This is a genomic window from Micromonospora sp. C41 (assembly GCF_018070485.1).
Taxonomy (GTDB): Bacteria; Actinomycetota; Actinomycetes; order Mycobacteriales; family Micromonosporaceae; genus Micromonospora; species Micromonospora chalcea.
On the sequence record NZ_JAGPXP010000021.1, the window covers coordinates 43887 to 65926 of the forward strand.

At 71.9% G+C, this 22040-nt stretch carries 20 protein-coding genes; 11 read left to right on the top strand and 9 right to left on the bottom strand.

The genetic code is table 11. The features are described from left to right. Nucleotides 1-69: 69 nt before the first annotated feature. A complete protein-coding gene (locus KBX43_RS21635) occupies nucleotides 70-1014 on the bottom strand; it encodes a Ppx/GppA phosphatase family protein (protein ID WP_043328071.1) in 945 nt (314 codons plus the stop codon). 74 nt (nucleotides 1015-1088) lie between these two features. On the opposite strand from KBX43_RS21635, the gene KBX43_RS21640 reads away from it, so the two are divergent. Then, on the top strand, nucleotides 1089-1895 hold the full coding sequence (locus KBX43_RS21640) for a hypothetical protein (protein WP_043328070.1): 807 nt from the start codon (nucleotides 1089-1091) through the stop codon (nucleotides 1893-1895). A 40-nt stretch (nucleotides 1896-1935) separates the two neighbouring features. Here the strand turns inward: KBX43_RS21640 and KBX43_RS21645 are convergent, their stop codons facing one another. From KBX43_RS21645 to KBX43_RS21655, 3 genes are all read right to left on the bottom strand, one after another. Continuing rightward, nucleotides 1936-2511 (bottom strand): hypothetical protein, encoded by a 576-nt coding sequence (locus tag KBX43_RS21645; protein ID WP_210886860.1) that lies wholly within the window; start codon nucleotides 2509-2511, stop codon nucleotides 1936-1938. Between the two features lie 1014 nt (nucleotides 2512-3525). Further along, complete coding sequence (locus KBX43_RS21650; protein ID WP_030504594.1) at nucleotides 3526-4209, bottom strand: response regulator transcription factor; 684 nt, start codon at nucleotides 4207-4209, stop codon at nucleotides 3526-3528. Between the two features lie 21 nt (nucleotides 4210-4230). Further along, entirely contained in the window at nucleotides 4231-5415 is a 1185-nt protein-coding gene (locus KBX43_RS21655) for a sensor histidine kinase (RefSeq protein ID WP_374226015.1), read from the bottom strand. Nucleotides 5416-5722: 307 nt separating this feature from the next. Between KBX43_RS21655 and phoU the strand changes: the two genes are divergently transcribed. Then, entirely contained in the window at nucleotides 5723-6367 is a 645-nt protein-coding gene (gene phoU, locus KBX43_RS21660) for a phosphate signaling complex protein PhoU (RefSeq protein ID WP_064446849.1), read from the top strand. Between the two features lie 104 nt (nucleotides 6368-6471). On the opposite strand, the gene KBX43_RS21665 is transcribed toward phoU, so the two are convergent. Then, nucleotides 6472-7239: a phosphoglyceromutase gene (locus KBX43_RS21665; RefSeq protein ID WP_043328063.1), complete on the bottom strand. Its 768-nt coding sequence runs from the start codon at nucleotides 7237-7239 to the stop codon at nucleotides 6472-6474. A 150-nt stretch (nucleotides 7240-7389) separates the two neighbouring features. On the opposite strand from KBX43_RS21665, the gene KBX43_RS21670 reads away from it, so the two are divergent. Both KBX43_RS21670 and KBX43_RS21675 read left to right on the top strand, forming a co-directional pair. Continuing rightward, nucleotides 7390-8715, top strand: a complete 1326-nt coding sequence (locus tag KBX43_RS21670) for an MFS transporter (protein WP_113973507.1) — start codon at nucleotides 7390-7392, stop codon at nucleotides 8713-8715. An 80-nt stretch (nucleotides 8716-8795) separates the two neighbouring features. Next, the gene (locus KBX43_RS21675) at nucleotides 8796-10046 is read left to right on the top strand and encodes an MFS transporter (protein WP_210871754.1); all 1251 of its coding nucleotides are present in this window, start codon (nucleotides 8796-8798) and stop codon (nucleotides 10044-10046) included. Nucleotides 10047-10420: 374 nt separating this feature from the next. Here the strand turns inward: KBX43_RS21675 and KBX43_RS21680 are convergent, their stop codons facing one another. The 3 genes from KBX43_RS21680 to mshA all read right to left on the bottom strand — a co-directional run bounded on the left by KBX43_RS21680 (nucleotide 10421) and on the right by mshA (nucleotide 13383). Next, nucleotides 10421-11365: a hypothetical protein gene (locus KBX43_RS21680; protein ID WP_140946201.1), complete on the bottom strand. Its 945-nt coding sequence runs from the start codon at nucleotides 11363-11365 to the stop codon at nucleotides 10421-10423. Nucleotides 11366-11442: 77 nt separating this feature from the next. After that, on the bottom strand, nucleotides 11443-11976 hold the full coding sequence (locus tag KBX43_RS21685; protein WP_043328058.1) for a YbjN domain-containing protein: 534 nt from the start codon (nucleotides 11974-11976) through the stop codon (nucleotides 11443-11445). A gap of 45 nt (nucleotides 11977-12021) precedes the next feature. Then, nucleotides 12022-13383, bottom strand: a complete 1362-nt coding sequence (gene mshA / locus KBX43_RS21690) for a D-inositol-3-phosphate glycosyltransferase (RefSeq protein WP_043328056.1) — start codon at nucleotides 13381-13383, stop codon at nucleotides 12022-12024. Between the two features lie 171 nt (nucleotides 13384-13554). Between mshA and KBX43_RS21695 the strand changes: the two genes are divergently transcribed. Next, on the top strand, nucleotides 13555-14319 hold the full coding sequence (locus KBX43_RS21695; RefSeq protein WP_210886866.1) for an SDR family NAD(P)-dependent oxidoreductase: 765 nt from the start codon (nucleotides 13555-13557) through the stop codon (nucleotides 14317-14319). Then, nucleotides 14319-15101, top strand: coding sequence for a class I SAM-dependent methyltransferase (locus tag KBX43_RS21700; protein WP_210886868.1), 783 nt, complete (start codon nucleotides 14319-14321; stop codon nucleotides 15099-15101). The genes KBX43_RS21695 and KBX43_RS21700 overlap by 1 nt, the downstream gene beginning before the upstream one ends. A gap of 264 nt (nucleotides 15102-15365) precedes the next feature. Here KBX43_RS21700 and KBX43_RS21705 read toward each other — a convergent pair whose 3' ends face one another. Beyond that, nucleotides 15366-16457, bottom strand: a complete 1092-nt coding sequence (locus KBX43_RS21705) for a UDP-N-acetylmuramate dehydrogenase (RefSeq protein WP_113973511.1) — start codon at nucleotides 16455-16457, stop codon at nucleotides 15366-15368. A gap of 70 nt (nucleotides 16458-16527) precedes the next feature. Between KBX43_RS21705 and KBX43_RS21710 the strand changes: the two genes are divergently transcribed. From KBX43_RS21710 to KBX43_RS21730, 5 genes are all read left to right on the top strand, one after another. Continuing rightward, nucleotides 16528-17283: a maleylpyruvate isomerase family mycothiol-dependent enzyme gene (locus KBX43_RS21710; RefSeq protein ID WP_209963417.1), complete on the top strand. Its 756-nt coding sequence runs from the start codon at nucleotides 16528-16530 to the stop codon at nucleotides 17281-17283. A 178-nt stretch (nucleotides 17284-17461) separates the two neighbouring features. After that, the gene (locus KBX43_RS21715) at nucleotides 17462-18769 is read left to right on the top strand and encodes an ABC transporter substrate-binding protein (protein ID WP_187694661.1); all 1308 of its coding nucleotides are present in this window, start codon (nucleotides 17462-17464) and stop codon (nucleotides 18767-18769) included. A 70-nt stretch (nucleotides 18770-18839) separates the two neighbouring features. Further along, entirely contained in the window at nucleotides 18840-19829 is a 990-nt protein-coding gene (locus tag KBX43_RS21720; protein WP_210886871.1) for a carbohydrate ABC transporter permease, read from the top strand. Next, nucleotides 19826-20659 carry a carbohydrate ABC transporter permease gene (locus KBX43_RS21725; RefSeq protein WP_030504579.1) on the top strand — a complete coding sequence of 278 codons (834 nt, stop codon included), beginning with the start codon at nucleotides 19826-19828 and terminating at the stop codon, nucleotides 20657-20659. The genes KBX43_RS21720 and KBX43_RS21725 overlap by 4 nt, the downstream gene beginning before the upstream one ends. Next, the gene (locus KBX43_RS21730; protein WP_210886875.1) at nucleotides 20656-22023 is read left to right on the top strand and encodes a GH1 family beta-glucosidase; all 1368 of its coding nucleotides are present in this window, start codon (nucleotides 20656-20658) and stop codon (nucleotides 22021-22023) included. The genes KBX43_RS21725 and KBX43_RS21730 overlap by 4 nt, the downstream gene beginning before the upstream one ends. Nucleotides 22024-22040 lie beyond the last annotated feature (17 nt).

The window sequence follows — 22040 nt, forward strand, 5'->3', positions numbered from 1 at the left end:
GAGGGTAGCTCCAACCGCCAGCGAGCATCGGGACGAGCAACCGCAAAGCAACCCAGAGCGCTCGTACGGTCACATCGGCGCGAGCTGATCCAGCCGACGCAGGATGACGCCCTCGCGCAGCGCCCACGGGCAGATGTCCACGCCGTCCACACCGAGCCGCCGCATCACCGCCTCGGCCACCACCGCGCCCGCGAGCAACTGGTGCGCCCGCTGCGCGCTCACCCCCTCCAGCTCGGGCAACTGGGCCGGCGGGATGTGCCGGATGAACCCCAGCACCTGCCGCAGGCCGGTACGGGTCAGGCTGCGCCGCGCCCACAGGCCCGCACCGGAGGGAGCCGCGCCGGCCAGCCGGGCCAGCGTGCGGAACGTCTTCGAGGTGGCGACCGGACGCTCCCAGCCCACCGCCGTCAACTGCTCCACCACCGGGTCGAGCTGCGCGTCCACGTACGCCCGCAGTTCCTCCACGGCCTCGGCCGACGGCGGCGCCGTGCCGGCCGGGTCGACCGCCAGCCGCTCCCGGCTCAGCCGGCCCGCGCCGAGCGGCAGCGAGATCGCCACGTCCGGGTGCTCGTCGATGCCGGCCGCCAGCTCCAGCGAGCCGCCGCCGATGTCCATCGCCAGCAGCCGCCCGGCGGACCAGCCGAACCACCGCCGCACCGCGAGGAACGTCATCCGCGCCTCGTCCGCCCCGGAGAGCACCTCCAGGCGTACGCCCGTCTCGTCGCGGACGCGGGCCAGCACGTCGGCGGCGTTCGTGGCGTCGCGAACAGCGCTCGTGGCGAACGCCAGCAGATCCTCGGCGCCCAGCCCGTCCGCCGCCGCCCGGGCCATGCCGACCGCCTTGACCAGGCCGTCCGCGCCGCCGACGGTGAGCGCGCCGTCCGGACCGATCTGCTCGGCCAGCCGCAGCACCACCTTCTCCGAGTGCGCCGGCCAGGGATGCGCGCCGTGGTGGGCGTCGACCACCAGCAGATGCACCGTGTTGGAACCGACGTCGAGGACACCCAGTCGCATGGGAAAGACCCTAGGGCCAACACGTTTCGTCGGCTCGGCGGCCGGGCGGGGTCACCGCGCGTACGCTGGTCCGAGTGACAGGGCAGATCGAGCTTCACGTGCTGGTGGACGACCCCGAGGACCCGCGCAGCCGCGAGGTCGGGCTGGACTTTCCCCGGGAGTGGATCGAGTTCGTCGACCCGGCCGACCCGAAGCACGTCGTCCGCGCCGACCTGACCTGGCTGCTCTCCCGCTGGACGTGCATCTTCGGGCAGGGCTGCCACGGCATCATCGCCGGACGGGCCGCCGACGGGTGCTGCTCGCACGGCGCGTTCTTCACCGACTCCGACGACGAGAAGCGGGTCCGGGCAGCGGTCAAGCGGCTGACGCCGGAGACGTGGCAGCACTTCCGGCGCGGGTTCAAGAACTGGACCGAGAACGACACGGTCGACGGCAAGACGCCGGCCCGGCGTACCGCCACCCGCGACGTGGACGCCCCGTGCGTGTTCCTCAACGACGCCGACTTCGCCGGCGGAGGCGGCTGCGCGCTGCACGCCCAGGCGCTGCGCGACGGGGTGCACCCGCTGGAGTACAAGCCGGACGTGTGCTGGCAACTGCCGGTACGCCGCGACCAGGAATGGCACAAGCGGCCGGACAACACGAAGGTGCTGATCTCCACGCTGGCCGAGTTCGACAGGCGCGGCTGGGGCGCGGGCGGGCACGACCTCGACTGGTGGTGCACCTCCTCGACCGACGCGCACGTCGGCGCCGAGCCGATGTACGTCTCGTACGGGCCGGAGCTGACCGCGCTGATCGGCGCGCCCGCGTACGCGAAGCTGGCCGAGCTGTGCGCCGCCCGGCAGCGCCAGGGTCAGATCGCCCCGCACCCCGCAAGCGAGTGAAGGCCGGCACCCCGTCTCGGGGTGCCGGCCTTCGTATCTCTTACTTGTTCCAGTGCTCGGCGACGAGGTCGGCGGCCTGCTGCTCCCACTGGGCGTAGTGGTCCGGGTACGCGGACACCTGGACGGTCTGGGCGGCCTTGGTCAGCGGCATGTCCTGCCAGCCGTCGACCTGCTTGAGGCCCTTCAGGAACGCGGTGGTGGAGTACTCGGGGTCGGTGATCTGCTCGACCGTGCCCCAACCGCTGGAGGGGCGCTGCTGGAACAGGCCCTGCGAGTCGTGGTCGTTACGGTCACCGAGGTGGCCGAGGTTCTCCAGCTTCGACTCCTGCAACGCGGTCGCGATCGACACGACCGCGGCACGCTCGTCCATGCCGGCCTTCTTCGTCGCCGCGATGATCGCCTTCACGTTCCTGGTCTGCTCGTCATTGAGGTCGATGCGGGACTGGTCGCCCTGCACGCCGTGCGGGATCAGCTTGTCGGACTGCACGGTGGCGGTGACCGGCTTGACCGCGTGGGCGGTGTCGGCCGCGTGGGCGGCGACCGGGCCGGCGAACACGCCACCGGTGAAAGCCAGACCAGCAATACCCAGAACGCTCTTACGCAGAATCGTGTTCATGATGGGGGCTCCATTCGGGGGTCGACACACCCCCCGGGGGGACCGGGGGTGCGTGGGCACCGTCAGGCGCTCAAGAAAGTCTCAAGGGGGATCCCGGCTGCTCGCGGGGCGGGGGCCTCTACGCGGCGCCGGAAGGATGTCCAACGACTGTCGGCCCGGCATCATTCCCGGGCCAGCTCACGCTGTCGGGGGTGCGGCGCGGGGCTCACGTCGTCGGAACCGTGTTCAACGACCAGCCGAGCGGGATGATTCCCCGCGGCTCACGCCGCCGCACGTACTCAACGGCCTGAGGTCTGTCCCCACAGCCGACGCGCTCGGGGGCGCGGCCTTGCTCGGTCGTTCACCCGGTTACAACGCCACCGGCCCGCCCACGATTCCGCCACCAAAGTGCCGCCCACCACCCCCGAACCCGACACCCCGCCCACACACGCCAAACCCCCACCGCGCCCCGGCCCGGCCGCCTCGCTCCACGCCCTGTTGATCAAGGAGTTTGCGGCCCTTTCCGGCACCCACGAGCCCACTAACTCCTTGATCACCGCGATCTTGGAGTTGTGGCACCTCACGAAGGGCGTCAAGCCGGGCATCCCGGGCACCACAACTCCAAGGCCCAACAAGCCTTCACCAGGCCCCCACACCGGGTTGATCATGAGGTTAGCGGTGACAAACCGGACACCAAGTGCCGCCAAGTTCATGATCGACGCGAGCGGGCAGGGCGGTGCGCTGGACGGGAGCGAAGCGGCCGCGACCGGTCCCGCGATCTTGCAGTTTGCGCCCTCCGTGCACCCGATTCGCCCGGTTTGCGGGGCACCAAAGTGCAAGATCGCGCGATCGAGGGAGGGTCGGGCGGAGTGGGGGTCGCGAACCCCCCGAGAGGCCCCGAGGGTCGGGGATCTTGGAGTTGTGGTGCCTCGCGAAAGGTGCCAAGCCGGGCATCCTGGACGCCACAACTCCAAGATCGACGGGGGCGTGGACGGGGGCGTGGACGGGGGACGGGCGGGTGGCCGGCCCGGGGGGTCAGGGCTCGAACTTGTAGCCCAGGCCTCGGACCGTGACGATGTAGCGCGGCGCAGACGGCTCCGGCTCGATCTTGGAGCGCAGCCGCTTCACGTGCACGTCCAGCGTCTTGGTGTCGCCCACGTAGTCGGCGCCCCAGACCCGGTCGATCAACTGCCCGCGGGTGAGCACCCGCCCGGCGTTGCGCAGCAGCAGCTCCAGCAGCTCGAACTCCTTGAGCGGAAGCTGCACCCCGGCGCCGCCGACCGTCACCACGTGCCGTTCGATGTCCATCCGGACCGGGCCGGCGGCGAGCGTCGGCGCGCCCGTCTCGTTCGACTCGGCGCTCTGCCGGCGCAGCACCGCCCGGATGCGGGCGACCAGTTCACGCGGCGAGTACGGCTTCGTCACGTAGTCGTCGGCGCCGATCTCCAGGCCGACCACCTTGTCGATCTCGCTGTCCCGCGCGGTGACCATGATGATCGGCACGTGCGAGCGCTGGCGGAGCTGCCGGCACACCTCGGTGCCCGACATCTCCGGCAGCATCAGGTCGAGCAGCACGATGTCGGCGCCGGTCCGGTCGAACTCGGTGAGGGCGTCGGTGCCCGTCGCGGCGACGGAGACCTCGAAACCCTCCTTGCGGAGCATGTAGGACAGGGCGTCGGAAAACGACTCCTCGTCCTCGACCACCAGTACGCGGCTCAACGGGTGTTTCCTTTCCTGTGGTCAGACCTGCCGGAGCTCGGCCGGGCCGGCCTCGATCCCAGCGGAGGCGAGTGTCGTCTCCAGGTCGTCCGGGGGGCGGGCGGGCAACCGGAGGGTGAACGTCGACCCCCCACCAAGAGTGCTCGACACGTCCACCCGGCCGCCATGGTTGCTGGCGATGTGCTTGACGATGGCCAGTCCCAGGCCGGTGCCGCCGGTCGCGCGGGAGCGGGCCTGGTCGGCGCGGTAGAACCGCTCGAAGATCCGGTCCACGTCGTTCGGGGCGATGCCGATGCCCTGGTCGGCCACGGCGATCTCGACGTGTTCGTCGGTTCCGGTGACCGTCACCCGGACCGTGGTGTCCTCGCCGGAGTAGGTGATCGCGTTCTCCACCAGGTTCGCCACCGCGGTGGCGAGTTGGCTGTCGCTGCCGTACACGGTCAGGCCCCGCTGCCCGCCGACGGCGATCTCCACCCGGCGGGCGGCGGCCGCGGTGCGGGTGCGGTCGACGACCTCGGCGAGCACCCAGTCCACCGAGACCGGCTCGGGCGCGGGTTGCGGCTCGGCGCCCTGGAGGCGGGTCAGTTCCAGCAGCTCCTGCACGAGGCGGCCGAGCCGGGTCGACTCGTGCTGGATCCGCTCGGCGAACCGCCGCGCGGCGACCAGGTCCTCGGACAGGTCGGGCGCGCCGTCGGAGGCCGGTTCGGTGGCGTCGACGAGCGCCTCGGCGAGCAGTTGCAGCGCGCCGATGGGTGTCTTCAGCTCGTGGCTGACGTTAGCCACGAAGTCCCGGCGTACCCGGGCGAGACGGTGCGACTCGGTGACGTCGACGGCCTCGATCGAGACGTAGCCGGAGCCCAGTCCCATCGCCCGCAGGTGCACGCCGAGCGGGTTGTCGCCACCGCCGTCGCGGCCCCGGGGCAGGTCCAGCTCGATCTCGCGCCGCACGCCCGTGCGGCGGACCTGCCCGGCGAGGGTACGGATCAACGGGTGCGCCGCGATCGAGCCGGGTGTCGCCCCGGTACGCAGCAGACCCATCGCCCGGGCGGCCGGGTTGACGAGGACGGGCACGTCGTCCGGGCCGAGCACCACCACGCCGGCACGCAGCGAGTCGATCGTCTTGCGTCCGAGCCCGGATAGGCCCCCCTGCTGGTCGTCCGGAATCGTCGGCCTCCCTGCGTCACGACGGGTGGTCCCGCCGCCCAGCGACGCCCGCCGGCGCCGCCACTGCTCAACCGGTCCGGACAGCGTCGCCCCGGCGACCAGCCCGGTCACCAGCGCCACGGCCACCGCGACCGCCACCGCCCATTCCACCCGGCGATCGTAGGGTCATTGTTAACCCAGGGATCGGGCACAAAGGGACGAACCACTCTCGCTTCCGGCAAAGTTCACCTGCGGGCCCCGCGTCGTTCACCCACGTTCATCCTGGTGCCGACCGTTCGGCCTAGCGTGGGGCGCGCACCTGCTCCCGCCGTACCCCTCGGGGTCGCGGCACCGACCCCAGGAAGTGACGATGCGCGACGAGTTCCGGGCCGACCTGCAGATTGTCAGCCAGTTGCTGGTGGACATGGCCGAGGCGGTACGCGCGGCCATGCGGCAGGCCACGAAGGGTCTGCTGACCGCCGACCGGACGGCCGCCGAGACGGTGATCGCGCGGGACGCCGAGATCGACGAGCTGTACCGGCACGTGGAGGAGCGGGTCTGCGACCTGCTGGCCCGGCAGGCGCCGGTCGCCTCCGACCTGCGTGCCATGATCACCGCGCTGCACGTGGCAGCCGATCTGGAACGGATGGGCGACCTGGCCGACCACGTGGCCAAGACGGCGCTGCGCCGGCACCCGTCCCCGGCCGTCCCGGCGGAGCTGCGGCCGGTCTTCACCGACATGGCCGGGATCGCCGACCGGATGGCCGAGAAGATCGGCGCGGTGCTGGCCAAGCCGGACGCCGACGTGGCCGCCGAGCTGGACGGCGACGACGACGCGATGGACGACCTGCACAGGAGCCTGTTCGGTGTGCTGCTCGGCGACGACTGGCCGTACGGGGTGGAGACGGCGATCGACGCGACGCTGCTGGGCCGCTTCTACGAGCGTTTCGCCGACCACGCGGTGAACGCGGGCGAACACGTGGTCTACCTGATCACCGGTTCGACGTCCGCCTGACCCCGGCCCGCGCGCAAGGAAGGGCCCCTTATTAACAGCGAGCGTTAATAAGGGGCCCTTCCTCTACCGCAGACGTTAAAAAGGGGCCCTTCCTTACACCAAGCTCAGCGGCCCTGGTTGGCTACCGCGGCGGCGGCGTCCTTGGCCGCGTCCGGGTCCAGGTACGTGCCGCCGAGCACCTGGGGACGCAGGTCGGCGTCCAGGTCGTAGCGCAGCGGGATGCCGGTGGGGATGTTCAGCTTGGCGATCGCCTCGTCGGAGATCTGGTCGAGGTGCTTGACCAGGGCGCGCAGCGAGTTGCCGTGCGCGGCCACCAGCACCGTCCGGCCGGCCAGGATGTCCGGCACGATCGAGTCGTACCAGTAGGGCAGCATCCGGTCGACGACGTCCTTCAGGCACTCGGTGCGCGGCATCAGCTCGGTCGGCAGCAGCGCGTACCGGGGGTCGCCGACCTGCGACCACTCGTCCGCGTCGTCGATCGGCGGCGGCGGCGTGTCGTACGACCGGCGCCAGAGCATGAACTGCTCCTCGCCGTACTCGTCGAGGGTCTGCTTCTTGTTCTTGCCCTGCAGGGCGCCGTAGTGGCGCTCGTTGAGCCGCCACGACCGGCGCACCGCGATCCAGTGCCGGTCGGCGGCGTTCAGCGCCAGCTCGGCGGTGCGGATGGCCCGGCGCAGCAGGCTCGTGTGCACCACGTCCGGCAGCAGGTCGTGCTCGCGGAGCAGCTCGCCGCCGCGCCGCGCCTCGGTCTCCCCCTTGGCGGTCAGGTCGACGTCGACCCAGCCGGTGAAGAGGTTCTTGGCGTTCCAGTCGCTCTCGCCGTGCCGCAGCAGGACCAGCGTCCCGACGGTGGGCCCCTCGCTCGCAGTCATGCCGATCATCCTGCCGTACCGGCGCGACGGACACGCGGCGACCTGTGGTGACGACCACCACGTGGAAAACCTGATGACCACGGCTCCGGCCCGGCACTAGGTTGTAAGGCGTTCCAAACAGATCGGTCATTACCACACGGGGGCGTCGGGATGCGGACGGTACGAGGCTGGTTCCAGGACACGGCGGGTGGCCTGCCACGGACGTTCTGGTACCTCTGGGCCGGCACGCTGATCAACCGGCTCGGCTCGTTCGTCCTGATCTTCCTGGCCATCTACCTGACCCAGGAACGCGGCTTCTCCGCCGCCCAGGCCGGTCTGGTGATCGGTCTCTGGGGCGCCGGCGGCGCGGTCGGCACCACCATCGGCGGCACCCTGACCGACCGCTGGGGACGGCGGCCCACGCTGCTCGTCGCGCACGTCGGCGCGGCGGGCATGATGATCGCGCTGGGCCTCGCCCGGCCGCTCTGGGCGGTCGCCGTGGGCGCGCTGCTGCTCGGCGCGTTCGCCGAGGCGGCCCGCCCGGCCTTCGGCGCGATGATGGTCGACGTGGTGCCGGACAAGGACCGGCTGCGCGCCTTCTCGCTGAACTACTGGGCCATCAACCTCGGTTTCGCCTGCGCCGCCGTGCTCGCCGGCTTCGCCGCCCAGGGCAGCTACCTGCTGCTGTTCCTGGTGAACGCGACCACCACACTCGTGACCGCGCTGATCATCTTCGCCAAGGTCGGCGAGACCCGCGGCCCGGTCACGGTGCTCCCGGTCAAGGGGATGCCGGCGCCGGCCGGCGCGCTGCGCACCATCCTCGCCGACCGGGTGTTCCTCGGCTTCGTCGCGCTCAACCTGCTCGCCGCGCTGGTGTTCCTCCAGCACATCTCGATGCTGCCGATCGCCATGGGCGACTCCGGGCTCAGCCCCGCCACGTACGGCTCGGTGATCGCGCTCAACGGCGTGCTCATCGTGGTCGGCCAGCTCTTCGTACCCCGGCTCATCAAGGGCCGCAGCCGCTCACACGTGCTGGCGCTCGCGTCGCTGGTGATGGGCGCCGGGTTCGGGCTCACCGCGTTCGCCGACACGGTCTGGCTCTACGGCCTGACCGTGCTGATCTGGACCGTCGGCGAGATGCTCAACTCGCCGTCCAACGCCACCCTGATCGCGGAGCTGTCGCCGGCCGCGCTGCGCGGCCGCTACCAGGGCGTCTTCTCGCTGTCCTGGCAGCTCGCCGGCGCCGCCGCGCCGATCCTCGGCGGCCTGGTCCGCGAGCAAGCCGGCAACAGCACGCTCTGGCTCGGCTGCGCGGGCATCGGCGTCGTGGCGGCCGTCGCCCACCTGATCTCCGGCCCGGCCCGGGAGCGCCGCGCGCTCGCGCTGCGCGCAGTGGGCACGCCGGTCGCGCCGGTCACCGCCACCGCATCCCCGGCGCCCGAGGCGGCCGAGGCCGCGGCCACCGCACCCGCCGCGCCGGTCCGGGCCGGTTCCTGAGTACGCCCCGACGCGACCGCCCCGAGGCGGGTGGATACCGTACGGGACGGAATCGGTAAGGAAACCTTCCTGGAGGACTGGTGCACGGCCTGCGGCGCTGGTGGGACGACACGGCCGGCGGGCTCCCCGCCACGTTCTGGTACCTCTGGTCCGGCCTGCTGATCAACCGGGCCGGCGCGTTCGCGCTGCTGTTCCTGTCGCTGTACCTGACCGTCGCGCGGGGCGCCCCGCCGTCGCTGGCCGGGCTGGTGGTCGGCGCGTACGGGATCGGCGGCGCGGCCGGCACGCTGCTCGGCGGTGTGCTGGCGGACCGCTGGGGACGGCGGGCCACGCTGCTCGCCGCCCACCTGGTCGCCGCCGGGCTGATGGCGGCGCTGGCGTTCACCACGCACCTGGCGGTGATCGCCGTACTCGCCACGCTGGTCGGGGTGGCGCACTCGATGCCCAGCCCGGCGTTCGTGGCGGCCATCGTGGACGTGGTACCCGAGGCGCGCCGCTCCCGCGCGTTCAACCTGCAGTTCTGGGCGTTCAACCTGGGCATGGCGGTGGCCTCGCTGCTGGCCGGAATCCTCGCCGAGGCCAGCTTCACCGCGCTGTTCCTGGTCGACGCCGCAGCCACGCTGGCGGCGGCGGTGGTGATCGCGCTGAAGGTGCCGGAGACGCTCACCCGGCGGCCGGCGCTCACGCCACGGGCGGTGATGGGACGCCGTCCCGGGCTGCACACCGCGCTCACCGACCGCACGTTCCTGGTGTTCGTCGGGCTGACATTCCTGCTGGCAGTGCTGACCATGCAGACCTCGACGATCATGCCGCTGGCGATGCGCGCGGACGGCCTGCGCCCGTCGGCGTACGGGCTGGTGGTGGCGCTCGGCGGGGCGCTCATCGTGGTCGGGCAGCTGTTCGTGCCCCGGCTCATCGAGCCGTACCGCAAGTCGACGGTGCTGGCCGTCTCCACCGCGTTGATGGCGCTCGGGTTCGGCACGCTGACAGTCGCCGACGGGCTGCCGCTCTACCTCGGCGCGGCGGTGGTCTGGACGGCCGGGCAGATGCTCGCCGCGCCGCCGAACGCTCAGATCAACGCCGACCTCGCCCCGCCCGAGCTGCGCGCCCGCTACCAGTCGGTGTTCTACCTGACGTTCCCGGCCGCGTCGTTCGTCGCGCCGGCGCTGGGCGGGCTCAGCCTGGAACATCTGGGCGAGCGGCACTGGCTGGTGGTCGGCGTGCTCGGGCTGCTGGCCGCCGCCGGGCACCTGCTCGCCGGGCCGCCCCGGGAGCGCCGGGTCGCCGCGCTGCGGGCGGCAGCCGTGGAACCGGTCTCGTCTGCCCGCTGAACGCCGACAACGGCAGAGCGCCCATCCCGACCCCCGTCGAGATGGGCGCTCTGACCGTACGCCCGGCGGCGGCGGGCGACACTCACCCCCGTAAGCGTCGCCCGCTCGCGCCGCCGGTTCCACGGGTGGCACCGTCCCCCAACGGCGTGCTCCACCCGATCTTCGCATCTCGCCTGCGCGGATCTGATCGATCCACCGCTCCCCCGAACGGAAACAAGCGTGACGCGGTGCAATAAAGTTAGTTCGCCCAGATTCCGGATTCAACCCAGATCGCTGTCTTGCCCGTCACAGCGTCCGTGTCGGGAATCCGGCTGTCCGTGCTGCGGTCCCTGGGATGGCAAACACCGGGTTCCCGGGGTCCATTCCCGTAAACCTCAGCCGTCCTCGCGATTCGGGTTCTCGGTCCGGAAGAAGTTGCTCTGCCGTCCGTCCCGCATCTGCTCCTGGTAGATCAGGTTCAGCCGCCGCAGGTCGAACGTCCGGAACCAGTCGTCCCAGGTGATCTCCCGGATCCGGCTGCTCTCCCGGTAGCCGGGGATGTTGAACGTCAGCACCCCGGGCCGGCCCGCACGCTCGGTACCGGCGATGGTGGCCGGCTTCGCGCCCCGCGCCCGCGCCCAGCGCTGGATCACCTCGTGGTTACGGGTGACCAGGCTCCGGCCCGGACGCTCCGGCCGGTCCGCGAGCGACGTGATGAGCTGCGACGATCCGATCGACCGGCTGGACGCCGGCCCACGGGTCGGCGCGCTCTGCGCCCGAGCCGACGTCGCCTTCCGGGCCGGCGCCGCCTTGGCGCGCGAAGGAGCGGCCTTCGCCCTCGACGGAGCCGCCTTCTTCGCCCGGGCGGGCGTGGCCTTCGCGCGGGACGGAGCCGCCTTCGCGCGCGTCGCGGTCGCCCGCGACGAGGTGGCCTTGGCGCGGGGCGGGGCCGCCTTGCGCGTACCCGTCGCCTTGGCCCTGGCACCGGTGGCCCGCGCGGCCGGCGCGGACTTGGCCGGCGACGTGGCCCGGCGGGCAGTGGTCTTCTTCGCGGCGGTGCTCTTGCGGGTCGCGGCCGGCCGCCCGGCCGGTCCGGAGCTGCGCCGCGCGGCGCCGCCCTCCCCGCGCATCGTCCGCGCCAGGGTCTTCACGAGTTCCGGCTTCCGCAGCGCGGAGATCCCGGAGACCCCGCGCCGCTTGAGCTGGCTGCGGATGTCGTCCACCTTCATCCGGGAGATCGCCGACTCCGACACCCTCGGGGTGTTCGGCGTCTGGTTGCCGCTTTGCCGCTTGGTCCGGGTCGCAGTCGTGCCGCGACCTGAGCTGTTGCGCTGAGCCATGGGACACGCTCCTCGACAGTCCGTCCTCGGCCCGCGGTGGGTCCCAATGCTCCGCACCGCGCGGGGCGGCATACCCGTCAGGAGGGCTCCGAACCTCCGGCGGGCGATCCGGCAGTGGCGGACGGCTCGAAGAGGTGCGCGAACGCGGCCAGGTTGGCAGTCGACTCGCCGCGCTTGACCCGCCACTCCCACTCCCGGCGGATGGCCGTGCCGAAGCCGATCTCCAGCATGCTGTCGAACGACTCGTCGGCGTACGTCAGCACGGAGCCCAGCAGCCGGTCCAGCTCGTCGGCGTCGACCCCGGCCAGGTTGACCCGACCGGTCAGGTAGACGTCGCCGACCGCGTCGATGGAGAACGAGACGCCGTACATGCGGGCGTTGCGCTGCAGCAGCCAGGCCCACAGCTCCTCGCGGCGCTCGTCGGGCTGGCGCATCACGAACGCCTCGACCCGCAGCGCGTGCTCGCCCACGATCAGGTTGCAGATCGTCTTGAGCTTGTGCGTGCCCGGCAGGGTCACCGCGTACGACGCCTCGCCGGTCGACTCCCACTCCAGCTCGCGCTCGGCGCAGACGGACTCGATCAGCGCGGCGACCTCACTCCTGCGGCTCATCGCACCCACTCTACGACCGGTCGACCGGGGCCGCCGGACGGGTGATCACCAGGAGCACAGCATCGCCGGGTCGCCGAGCCGCCGCGCCAGCCGGGCCCGGTGCTCGGTGATCGCCTCCCCGTAGACGGCGAGCAGGCCGGAGGCGGTGCGGTGCCAGGAGAAGTCCCGGGCGTGCCGCTCGGCGCCCCGGCCCAGCGCGGCACGGCGTACCGGATCGGGCAGCAGGCGCGCCAGCGCCCGGGCCCAGTCGACCGGGTCGTGGCCGTCGATGAGCATGCCGCTGACGCCGTCGCGTACCGCGGTGACCAGGCCGCCCACGGCGGCGGCCAGCACCGGCGTGCCGCACGCCTGGGCCTCCAGCGCCACGAGGCCGAACGACTCGTTGTGCGACGGCACCGCGACCAGGTCGGCGGCGCGGTAGAGGGCGGGCAGGTCCGCGCCGGTCTGCGGCGGCAGGAACCGCACCCGGTCGGCGATGCCGAGCGCGTGCGCCAGCTCGATCAGGGCGGTGGGCCGGTCCAGGCCACTGCCGCTGGGCCCGCCGCAGATCACCACGGTCAGCTCGTCGGCCAGCGCCGGATCCCGTTCACGCAGCGCGGCGGCGGCACGGACCAGCACGTCCGGCGCCTTGAGCGGCTGGATGCGGCCGACGAACGCGACCACGTACCCGTCGGCCGGCAGGCCGAGCCGGCGGCGTGCGGCCCGGGTCGCGGCGTCCCGGTCACCGACGGCGGGACGGAACCGCTCCAGGTCGACGCCGGGTTCCACGATCGCCACCCGGTCCGGGTCGGCCGCGTACCGGTCGAGCAGGTCACGGGCCTCGACCCGGGTGTTGGCGACCAGCCGGTCCGCCTCGGTGACCACCTGCTCCTCGCCGATCACGCGGGCCTTCGGCTCGGGGCGGTCCCCGGCGGCGAGGCGGGCGTTCTTGACCTTCGCCAGCGTGTGCGCGGTGTGCACCAGCGGTACGCCCCAGCGCTCCTTGGCCAGCCAGCCGACCTGACCGGAGAGCCAGTAGTGCGAGTGGATCAGGTCGTAGTGGCCCGGCGGGCGGGCCGCCTCGGCGCGCAGCACCCCGGCCGTGAAGGCGCAGAGCTGGCCCGGCAGTTCCTCCTTGGTCAGCCCCTCCAGCGGCCCGGCGGTGACGTGCCGGACGGACACGCCGGGCGCCACCTCGACCACCGGGGGCAGGTCACCGGCGGTGGCCCGGGTGAAGATCTCCACCTCGACGTCGGCCTCGGCCAGCCGCCGGGCCACCTCCAGGATGTAGACGTTCATGCCCCCCGCGTCACCGGTGCCGGGCTGGTGCAGCGGCGACGTGTGCACCGAGAGCGTGGCGATACGGCGCGGCCGCGGCCACGGCAGGGCACCTCGCTGACGACCGACACCGGTGTGCAAATCCGCCACGTCCGCTCCCTCTGTCACGGTTGATGCCGTCCCGCACGACCGGCGCTTCTCGGTCAACCCGTGTGCCGGATCTCATCTTCCCCATCGGGGTTCGGAAATGCCCTTCGCCGGGTCCCCGGCGTGACGGACCTCATCACCGCGCGCAGCCGGGCGGCGGTGGACAATGTCCGGATGACTTCAGTCGCCATCGTCACCGGGGCGTCCAGCGGGATCGGCGCGGCCACCGCCCGCCGGCTCGCCACCGAGGGATTCCACGTGCTCGCCGCCGCCCGGCGTACCGACCGGCTCGCCGCGCTGGTCGCCGAGATCGAGGCGGCCGACGGCGCGGCGAGCGCGGTGGCCTGCGACGTGACCTCGGACGAGTCGGTCGCCGGGCTGGCCGCCGCGGCCGAGGCCGCGCCCGGGCCGGTCACGCTGCTGGTGAACAACGCCGGCGGCGCGCGCGGCCTGGACCCGGTCGAGACGGCCGACGTGGGCGACTGGCAATGGATGTACGACGTCAACGTGCTCGGCACGCTGCGCGTCACCAAGGCGCTGCTCCCGGCGCTGGAGCGCTCCGGGGCCGGCACCGTCGTGATCGTCAGCTCCACCGCCGGGCACGTCGTCTACGAGGGCGGCGGCGGCTACACGGCCGCGAAGCACGCGCAGACCGCGGTCGCCGGCACGCTGCGGCTCGAACTGTGCGGCCGACCGGTCCGGGTGATCGAGATCGACCCCGGCATGGTGAAGACCGAGGAGTTCGGCCTGGTCCGCTTCGGCGGTGACGCCGACCGGGCCGAGGCGGTCTACGCCGGTGTCGCCGAACCGCTGGTGGCCGACGACGTGGCCGACTGCGTGGCCTGGTGCGCGACCCGCCCGCACCACGTCAACATCGACCGGCTCGTGGTCCGCCCGCTGGCCCAGGCCGCGCAGCACAAGGTGCACCGGGAGTCCTGATGGAGCGTCCGCTCGGCGTGGCCACCCGGGGCACCACCAACCCCAACCGGCTCCGGCGGGTGGACAACTGGATCGTCGAGACCTGCGGCGACGCGCTGCGTGCCGCCGCCGACCCGCTCGTGGTCGACCTCGGCTACGGCGCCACCCCGGTCACCCCGGTCGAGCTGCGGGCCCGTCTCGCGGCCGGGGTCCGCGCCGACGTGCGGGTGGTCGGCCTGGAGATCGATCCGGTACGCGTCGCCGCCGCCCTGCCCGCCGCCGACCCGCCCGGGCTGACGTTCGCCAGGGGCGGCTTCGAGCTGGCCGGACTGCGTCCCGCGCTGGTGCGGGCGTTCAACGTGCTCCGCCAGTACGACGAGAGCGAGGTGGCCGACGCCTGGCACACAGTCGTCGGGCGGCTCGCGCCGGGCGGGCTGCTGGTCGAGGGCACCTGCGACGAGCTGGGGCGGCTCGGCTCCTGGGTGCTGCTGGACGCCACCGGCCCTCTCACGCTCACGTTGTCGGCGAAGCTGACCACGCTGGAGAGCCCGGCCACGCTCGCCGAGCGGCTGCCGAAGGCGCTGATCCACCGCAACGTGCCGGGCGAACGCATCCACGACCTGATCGAGGCGCTGGAGCAGGCGTGGCGCGCGGCCGCCGGCTACGCCCCGTTCGGCCCCCGGCAGCGCTGGCTGCGGACGGTCGAGGCGGTGAAGGAGTCCGGCTGGCCGATCCGGGACAGCCCTCGTACGTGGCGCCACGGCAACCTCACGCTCCCCTGGCCCGCCATCTCCCCCCGCTGACCCGCCCGCCCCCGCCCACCGCCCACCGCCCCGCCGATCTTGGACTTGTGGCGCCCACCTTGCCCCGTTTGGCCCAGTTCACGAGGCATCACAACTCCAAGATCAAGGGAGACGTCACCCCTCCCCTGAAACCCTCGGCGGAACCCTTCGAGACAAGTGTTGATCTTGCACTTGCTGCCCCGGCAATACGGGTCAAAACGCTCGGACCGAGGGCCGGAAGTGCAAGATCGCGGGGGTGGGAGGGGGAGGGGGCGGGGGCGCGGGTCAGATGGTGCAGTTGATCAGGACCGGCTCGGGGTGGAGGGTTACGCCGAAGCGGGACTGGACGCCGTCTCGGATCTCGCGGGCCAGCGCCACCAGCGCGGCCGTGCTGGCGCTGCCGGAGTGGTTGGTGAGCGCGAGCGTGTGCTTGCTGGAGATGGCGACGCCCTCCGGGCCCGCGTACCCCTTGCCGAACCCCGCCTTGTCGATCAGCCACGCGGCGCTGACCTTCACCGTGCCGTCGGCGCCCGGCCAGTGCGGCGGCTCACCCACCTCGGCGGCGCGTTCCCGTACCTGCTCGAACACCTCGCCCGGCAGCACCGGGTTGGTGAAGAACGAGCCGACCGACCAGGTGTCCGGGTCGGCCGCGTCCAGCACCATGCCCTTGCCGGCGCGCAGCTTCCGCACGGTGGACCGGGCGTCGGCCAGCGGCACCCGGTCGCCGACCTCGACGCCGAGCGCCCGGGCCAGTTCGGCGTAGCGGACCGGGCCGGAGCGCGGGGACCGGGTGAGCCGGAAGTCGACCGAGAGCACCACCCAGCGGTCGCTGTACTTGAAGATGCTCCCCCGGTAGACGAACCCGCAGTCGGCCGCCGCGATCCGCGTCACCCGGCGTTCGGTCCGGTCGTACGCCTCGACGGCGACGATGGTCTCGGCGACCTCCTGGCCGTACGCGCCGACGTTCTGGATCGGTGTCGCGCCGGCCGAGCCGGGGATGCCGGAGAGGCACTCCAGCCCGGACCAGCCGCGCTCGACGGTGGCGGCGACGAAGTCGTCCCACGGCTCGCCGGCTTCGACACGTACCGTGACGGTGTCGCCCTCCTCGGCCACGGCCTGGAACCCGCGCGAGCGGACGAGCACGACGGTGCCGGGGAAGCCCTGATCGCCGATCACGACGTTGCTGCCGCCCGCCAGCACCAGCACGGCCTGCTCGCGGGCCTCCGCTTCCTGCACTTTTCGCACGATCTGGGCGGCATCCTCGGCGATCTCCAGCCGCCCGGCGGGTCCGCCGAGCCGGAGCGTGGTGTAGCGCGCCAGGGTGGCCGGATCGGTCGGTTCACCGGCAGTAGCCGGTTCGGCGTAGACGTCTGACACGCCTTTCACCCTAGGCTGAGGGGTAGCCGGCGCACCCACTGGTGGCCCGGTCACCCCCGGGAGGATGGCGATGAGCAGACTGCACCACACGAAGGACTTCTGGATCGGCGCGCTGCGCACGGAGGGTCCCGCCTTCGCCGCGGCGGTTTCGGAGGCGCCGCCCGAGACACCCGTGCTGTCCTGTCCCGGCTGGACGGTCACCGATCTCGCCCATCACCTGACCCGCGTGTACGTCTGGGCGGGCACCGTGCTGACCGCCGGTGGCACCACCCGCCCGGAGCGGCACGACCCGGAGCCGCCGGCGGGCCTGACGCCGGCCCAGTGGTACGTGCGGGAGTACGAGCGGATCACCGCGCTGCTGGAGGCGGCGGATCCGGAGGCGCCGGCCTGGAACTTCGCGCCGCAGCCGAAGAAGGCGGCCTTCTGGCCGCGTCGGATGGCGCACGAGACGGCCGTGCACCGCTGGGACGCCCAGCTCGCGATCGGTGCGGGTGATCCGATCGAGGCGAAGCTCGCGGCCGACGGGGTGAGCGAGGTGCTGGACACCTGGCTGCCGGCGGGCCGGCGGGTGCAGCCCGGGCAGTGGCGCGGCGTGGTGCAGCTGACCGCGACCGACGCGGCCCAGGAGTGGTACCTGCGGTTGCGGGGTGAGGGGGTCGCGCTGCTGGACACCGCGACGATCCTGGACCACGACGACCACCGGGCCCGGGCACAGGTGGCCGGCACGGCGAGCGATCTGCTGCTGGCGCTGATGGGCCGGATCAGCTTCGACGCGCTGGACGTGGCGGGCGACCCGGCCCTGCTGGGGGGCCTGCGGGTCGGCTGACGACGGGCACCGGACGGAGAGGGGCGGCGGCCGCCCCTCTCCGTTTCTTTTCGGACAGCTCTGAGAGCGCTCTCTTGACAAGGTCCGTGACCCTCCACCACGCTGTCGTGAGAGCGCTCTCTAAGTTCCGGAACCGCCTTCCACCACCCGTTTCGACGACCCGAGAGGTCAGGACAGCATGCTCACCTTCACGCGCCGCCGCCTGGCGGCGGTTGCAGTGGTCGCCGCCACCGCGCTGCTCGGCACCACCGCCTGCGGCGGCGGCGACGATGCCGCCGCCGACGGGCCGATAACGCTCACCGTCGACGTCTTCGGCCAGTTCGGTTACGCCGATCTCTACCAGGAGTACATGGCCAGCCACCCCGGCGTGAAGATCGTCGAGCGCGGCACCGGCGGCAACCTCGACGAGTACTCCCCGAAGCTCACCCAGTGGCTCGCCGCGGGCAAGGGCGCCGGTGACGTGGTCGCCATCGAGGAGGGCCTGCTCGTCGAGTACAAGGCCAACCCGCAGAACTTCGTCAACCTGCTCGACCACGGCGCGGCCGACCTGAAGGGCAACTTCCTCGACTGGAAGTGGAACCAGGGGCTCACCGCCGACGGCAAGCAGCTCATCGGCCTCGGCACTGACGTCGGCGGCATGGCGATGTGCTACCGCACCGACCTGTTCGCCAAGGCCGGCCTGCCCACCGACCGGGAGGCCGTGTCCAAGCTCTGGCCCACCTGGCAGGACTACATCAAGGTCGGCGAGCAGTTCACCGCGAAGAAGACGGGCGCGTCGTTCCTGGACGCCGCGACCAACACCTTCAACACGATCCTGCTCCAGACCGCCGGCAACAGCAGCGGCTACAGCTACTACGACACCAGCAACAACCTGGTCGTCGGCAGCAACCCGGCGGTGAAGCAGGCGTACGACACCACGATGGACATCATCGACTCGGGGCTGTCCGGCAAGTACGGCTCGTGGTCCGAGGAGTGGGTGTCGGCGTTCAAGCAGTCGAAGTTCGCCACCATCGCCTGCCCGGCCTGGATGACCGGCGTGATCGAGGGCAACGCGGGCGCGGCCGCCAAGGGCAAGTGGGACATCGCCCAGATCCCCGGCAACGGCGGCAACTGGGGCGGCTCGTTCCTCGCGGTGCCGAAGCAGAGCAAGCACCAGGCCGAGGCGATCGAGCTGGCCAAGTTCCTGACCAGCGCCAAGGGTCAGATCGGCGCGTTCAAGGCGAAGGGTCCCCTGCCCTCTTCGCCGCAGGCGCTGGAGGACCCGGCGATCCTCGACTCGAAGAACGCCTACTTCTCCGAGGCGCCGGTCGGGAAGATCTTCGCCGAGGGCGCCAAGAGCCTGAAGCCGGTCTACATGGGACCGAAGAACCAGGCCGTACGCACCGAGGTCGAGAACGCCGTCCGCAGCGTCGAGCTGGGCAAGCGCTCCCCGGAACAGGGCTGGACCGACGCGGTCGCCAACGCCGAGAAGGCCGCCGCCAAGTAACCCGAGCAGCGCGTGCGGGCGGCCACCCGGCCACGGGGGCCGCCCGCACGGCGGAAAGGAGTCCCGGGTCATGGCCGTCCAGCTCGACGCCCGCCCGCCGGTCGCACCGGCATCCCGCCCCACCCGTCCCGGCCTGGGCAACCGGCTCAGCCGACTCGACACGAAGTACTCGCCGTACCTGTTCATCGCCCCGTTCTTCCTGCTGTTCGGCGTCTTCGGGGCGTACCCGCTGGCGTACACGTTCTGGGTCTCGCTGCACGACTGGGACCTGCTCGGCGCCGAACACCCGTACATCGGCTTCGACAACTACACCCAGCTGCTCGCCGACTCGGACTTCTGGCACTCGGTGGTCAACACGCTGGGCATCTTCGTGATCTCCACGGTCCCGCAGCTGCTCGCCGCGCTCTGGCTGGCCAACCTGCTCAACCGGCAGTTGCGCGCCCGTACCACCTGGCGGATGGCGGTGCTGATCCCGAACGTCACCTCGACCGCCGCCGTGGCGATCGTGTTCGCGGTGCTGTTCGGCCGCGAGTTCGGCATGATCAACTGGCTGCTCGACCACGTCGGGATCAGCGCGATCGACTGGAAGGCGAACCGGTTCGCCGCCTGGGTCGCCATCTCCACCATGGTCGACTGGCGCTGGACCGGCTACAACGCGCTGATCTTCCTGGCCGCCATGCAGGCCATCCCCCGCGACCTGTACGAGTCGGCCGCGATCGACGGGGCCGGCCGGGCCCGCCAGTTCTGGTCCATCACGGTGCCGCTGCTCAAGCCCACGATCATCTTCGCGGTCATCATCTCCACCATCGGCGGCCTCCAGCTCTTCACCGAGCCGCGGATGTTCAACTCCGGCACCAACGCGATCCGCGGCGGACCGCTGCGGGAGTCGCAGACGGTGACCATGTACATGTTCGAGAACGCCTTCGCGCCGCACTACAACTTCGGCTACGGGTCGGCGGTCGCCTGGCTGCTGTTCGCGCTCATCGCTGTGGTCGCGGCGATCAACGTCCTGCTCCTGCGCCGGCTCGGCGGCGGCTCCCGCAAGGAGGTCTCCCGATGACCCGCCTCTGGTCGGCAAGCCGGCTCACCTACCTGGCGCTGACGCTCTCGGCCGTCCTGTCGATCTTCCCGATCTACTGGATGTTCGTGGTGGCCAGCCGCACCAGCGACACGATGGGCCAGGTGCCGCCGCCGCTCACCCCCGGCGGCAACCTCGGCGCCAACATCGCCCGGCTGTTCGACAACACCGACGCGTACTTCCTGACCGGCCTGATCAACTCGGCGATCGTGGCCACCACCGTCACGATCTCGGTGGTGTTCTTCTCCACGCTGGCCGGGTTCGCCTTCGCCAAGCTGCGCTTCCGCGGGCGCAACGCGCTGCTGCTGGTCATCGTCGCCACCATGATGGTCCCGACGCAGCTCGGCGTGATCCCGCTCTACCTGCTCATGACGAAGCTGAACTGGAACGACCGGCTGCCCGCCGTGATCGTGCCGGCGCTGGTCACCGGCTTCGGCGTGTTCATGATGCGCCAGTACGCGGGCCAGGCGGTCAGCACCGAACTGATCGAGGCGGCCCGGATGGACGGCTGCAACACCGCCCGGATCTACTGGAACGTGGTGCTGCCCGCGCTGCGCCCGGCCGCCGCCGTGCTCGGCCTGCTCACGTTCATGACCACCTGGAACGACTTCCTGTGGCCGTACGCGGTACTGAACGACCCGGAGAACCCGACGGTGCAGCTGTCGCTGCGGGCCCTCTCCGACGGGTACTACCAGGACATGTCGCAGGTGTTCACCGGCACGGCCATCGCCACGCTGCCGCTGCTGCTGGTGTTCATCGTCTTCGGCCGCCAGATCATCGGCGGCATCATGGAAGGTGCGGTCAAGGCATGAGCAACGTCCGATTCCCGGAGGGCTTCGTCTGGGGCGGGGCCACCGCCGCGTACCAGATCGAGGGCGCCGCCCGCGAGGACGGTCGCGGTCCGTCGATCTGGGACACCTTCAGCCGTACGCCGGGCGCGGTGTTCGCCGGCCACACCGGCGACGTGGCCTGCGACCACTACCACCGGTACGCCGAGGACGTCGCGCTGATGGCCGAGCTGGGGCTGCGGGCGTACCGGTTCTCGGTGTCCTGGCCCCGGGTGCGGCCGGACGGCACCGGCCCGGTCGAGCCGCGCGGGCTCGACTTCTACGACCGGCTGACCGACGCGCTGCTGGACGCCGGCCTCGACCCGATCGTCACGCTCTACCACTGGGACCTGCCGCAGGCGCTGGAGGACCGGGGCGGCTGGACCGTCCGGGAGACCGCCGAGCACTTCGCCGAGTACGCGCTCGCCGTGCACGGCCGCCTCGGCGACCGGGTCCGCACCTGGACCACGCTCAACGAGCCGTGGTGCTCGGCCTACCTCGGGTACGGCTCCGGGGTGCACGCGCCGGGGCGGCGGAACGCCGGTGACGCGTTCCGGGCCGTACACCATCTGCTGCTCGGCCACGGCCTGGCGGCGCGGGCGCTGCGCGCGGCCGGCGTGGAGACGCTGGGGATCACGCTCAACCTGGCCGACGTGCAGCCGGCGGACGCCGCGAGCGCCGCTGACGCCGAGGCGGTACGGCTGGTCGACGGCCTGCACAACCGGATCTTCCTGGACCCGCTCACCGGCGGCGGCTACCCGGCGGACGTGCTGGCCCACGTCAACCGGATCGTCGCGCCGGACTTCATCAGGGACGGGGACGAGAAGCTGATCGCCGCGCCGCTGGACCTGCTCGGCCTGAACTACTACGCGCCCACCTACGTGGCCGGGCGGGCGGGCGGCGCGGGCGGCGACGCGTACCCGGGCACCGCCGGGACCGTCGAGTTCCTGCCGCCGGCCGGGCCGCTCACCGACATGGGCTGGTCGATCGAGCCGGCCGGGCTGACCCGGCTGCTGGAACGGGTGGCCGCCGACCACCCCGGGCTGCCCCTGATGATCACCGAGAACGGCGGGGCGTTTCCGGACACCGACCTCGACGAGCAGGGCGGGGTGGCGGACACCGACCGGGTCGCCTACCTCAACGGGCACCTGCGCGCCGCGCACGAAGCCATCGCCCGCGGCGTGGACCTGCGCGGTTATCTCGTATGGTCGGTGCTGGACAACTTCGAATGGGCCGAGGGTTACCGGAAGCGATTCGGGATCGTCCACGTCGACTACCTGACCCAGCGGCGCACACCAAAGCACAGCGCCCGCTGGTACCAGGAGGTGATCGCCCGGAACGGGCTGTGACGAGGTGGTGGTTACGG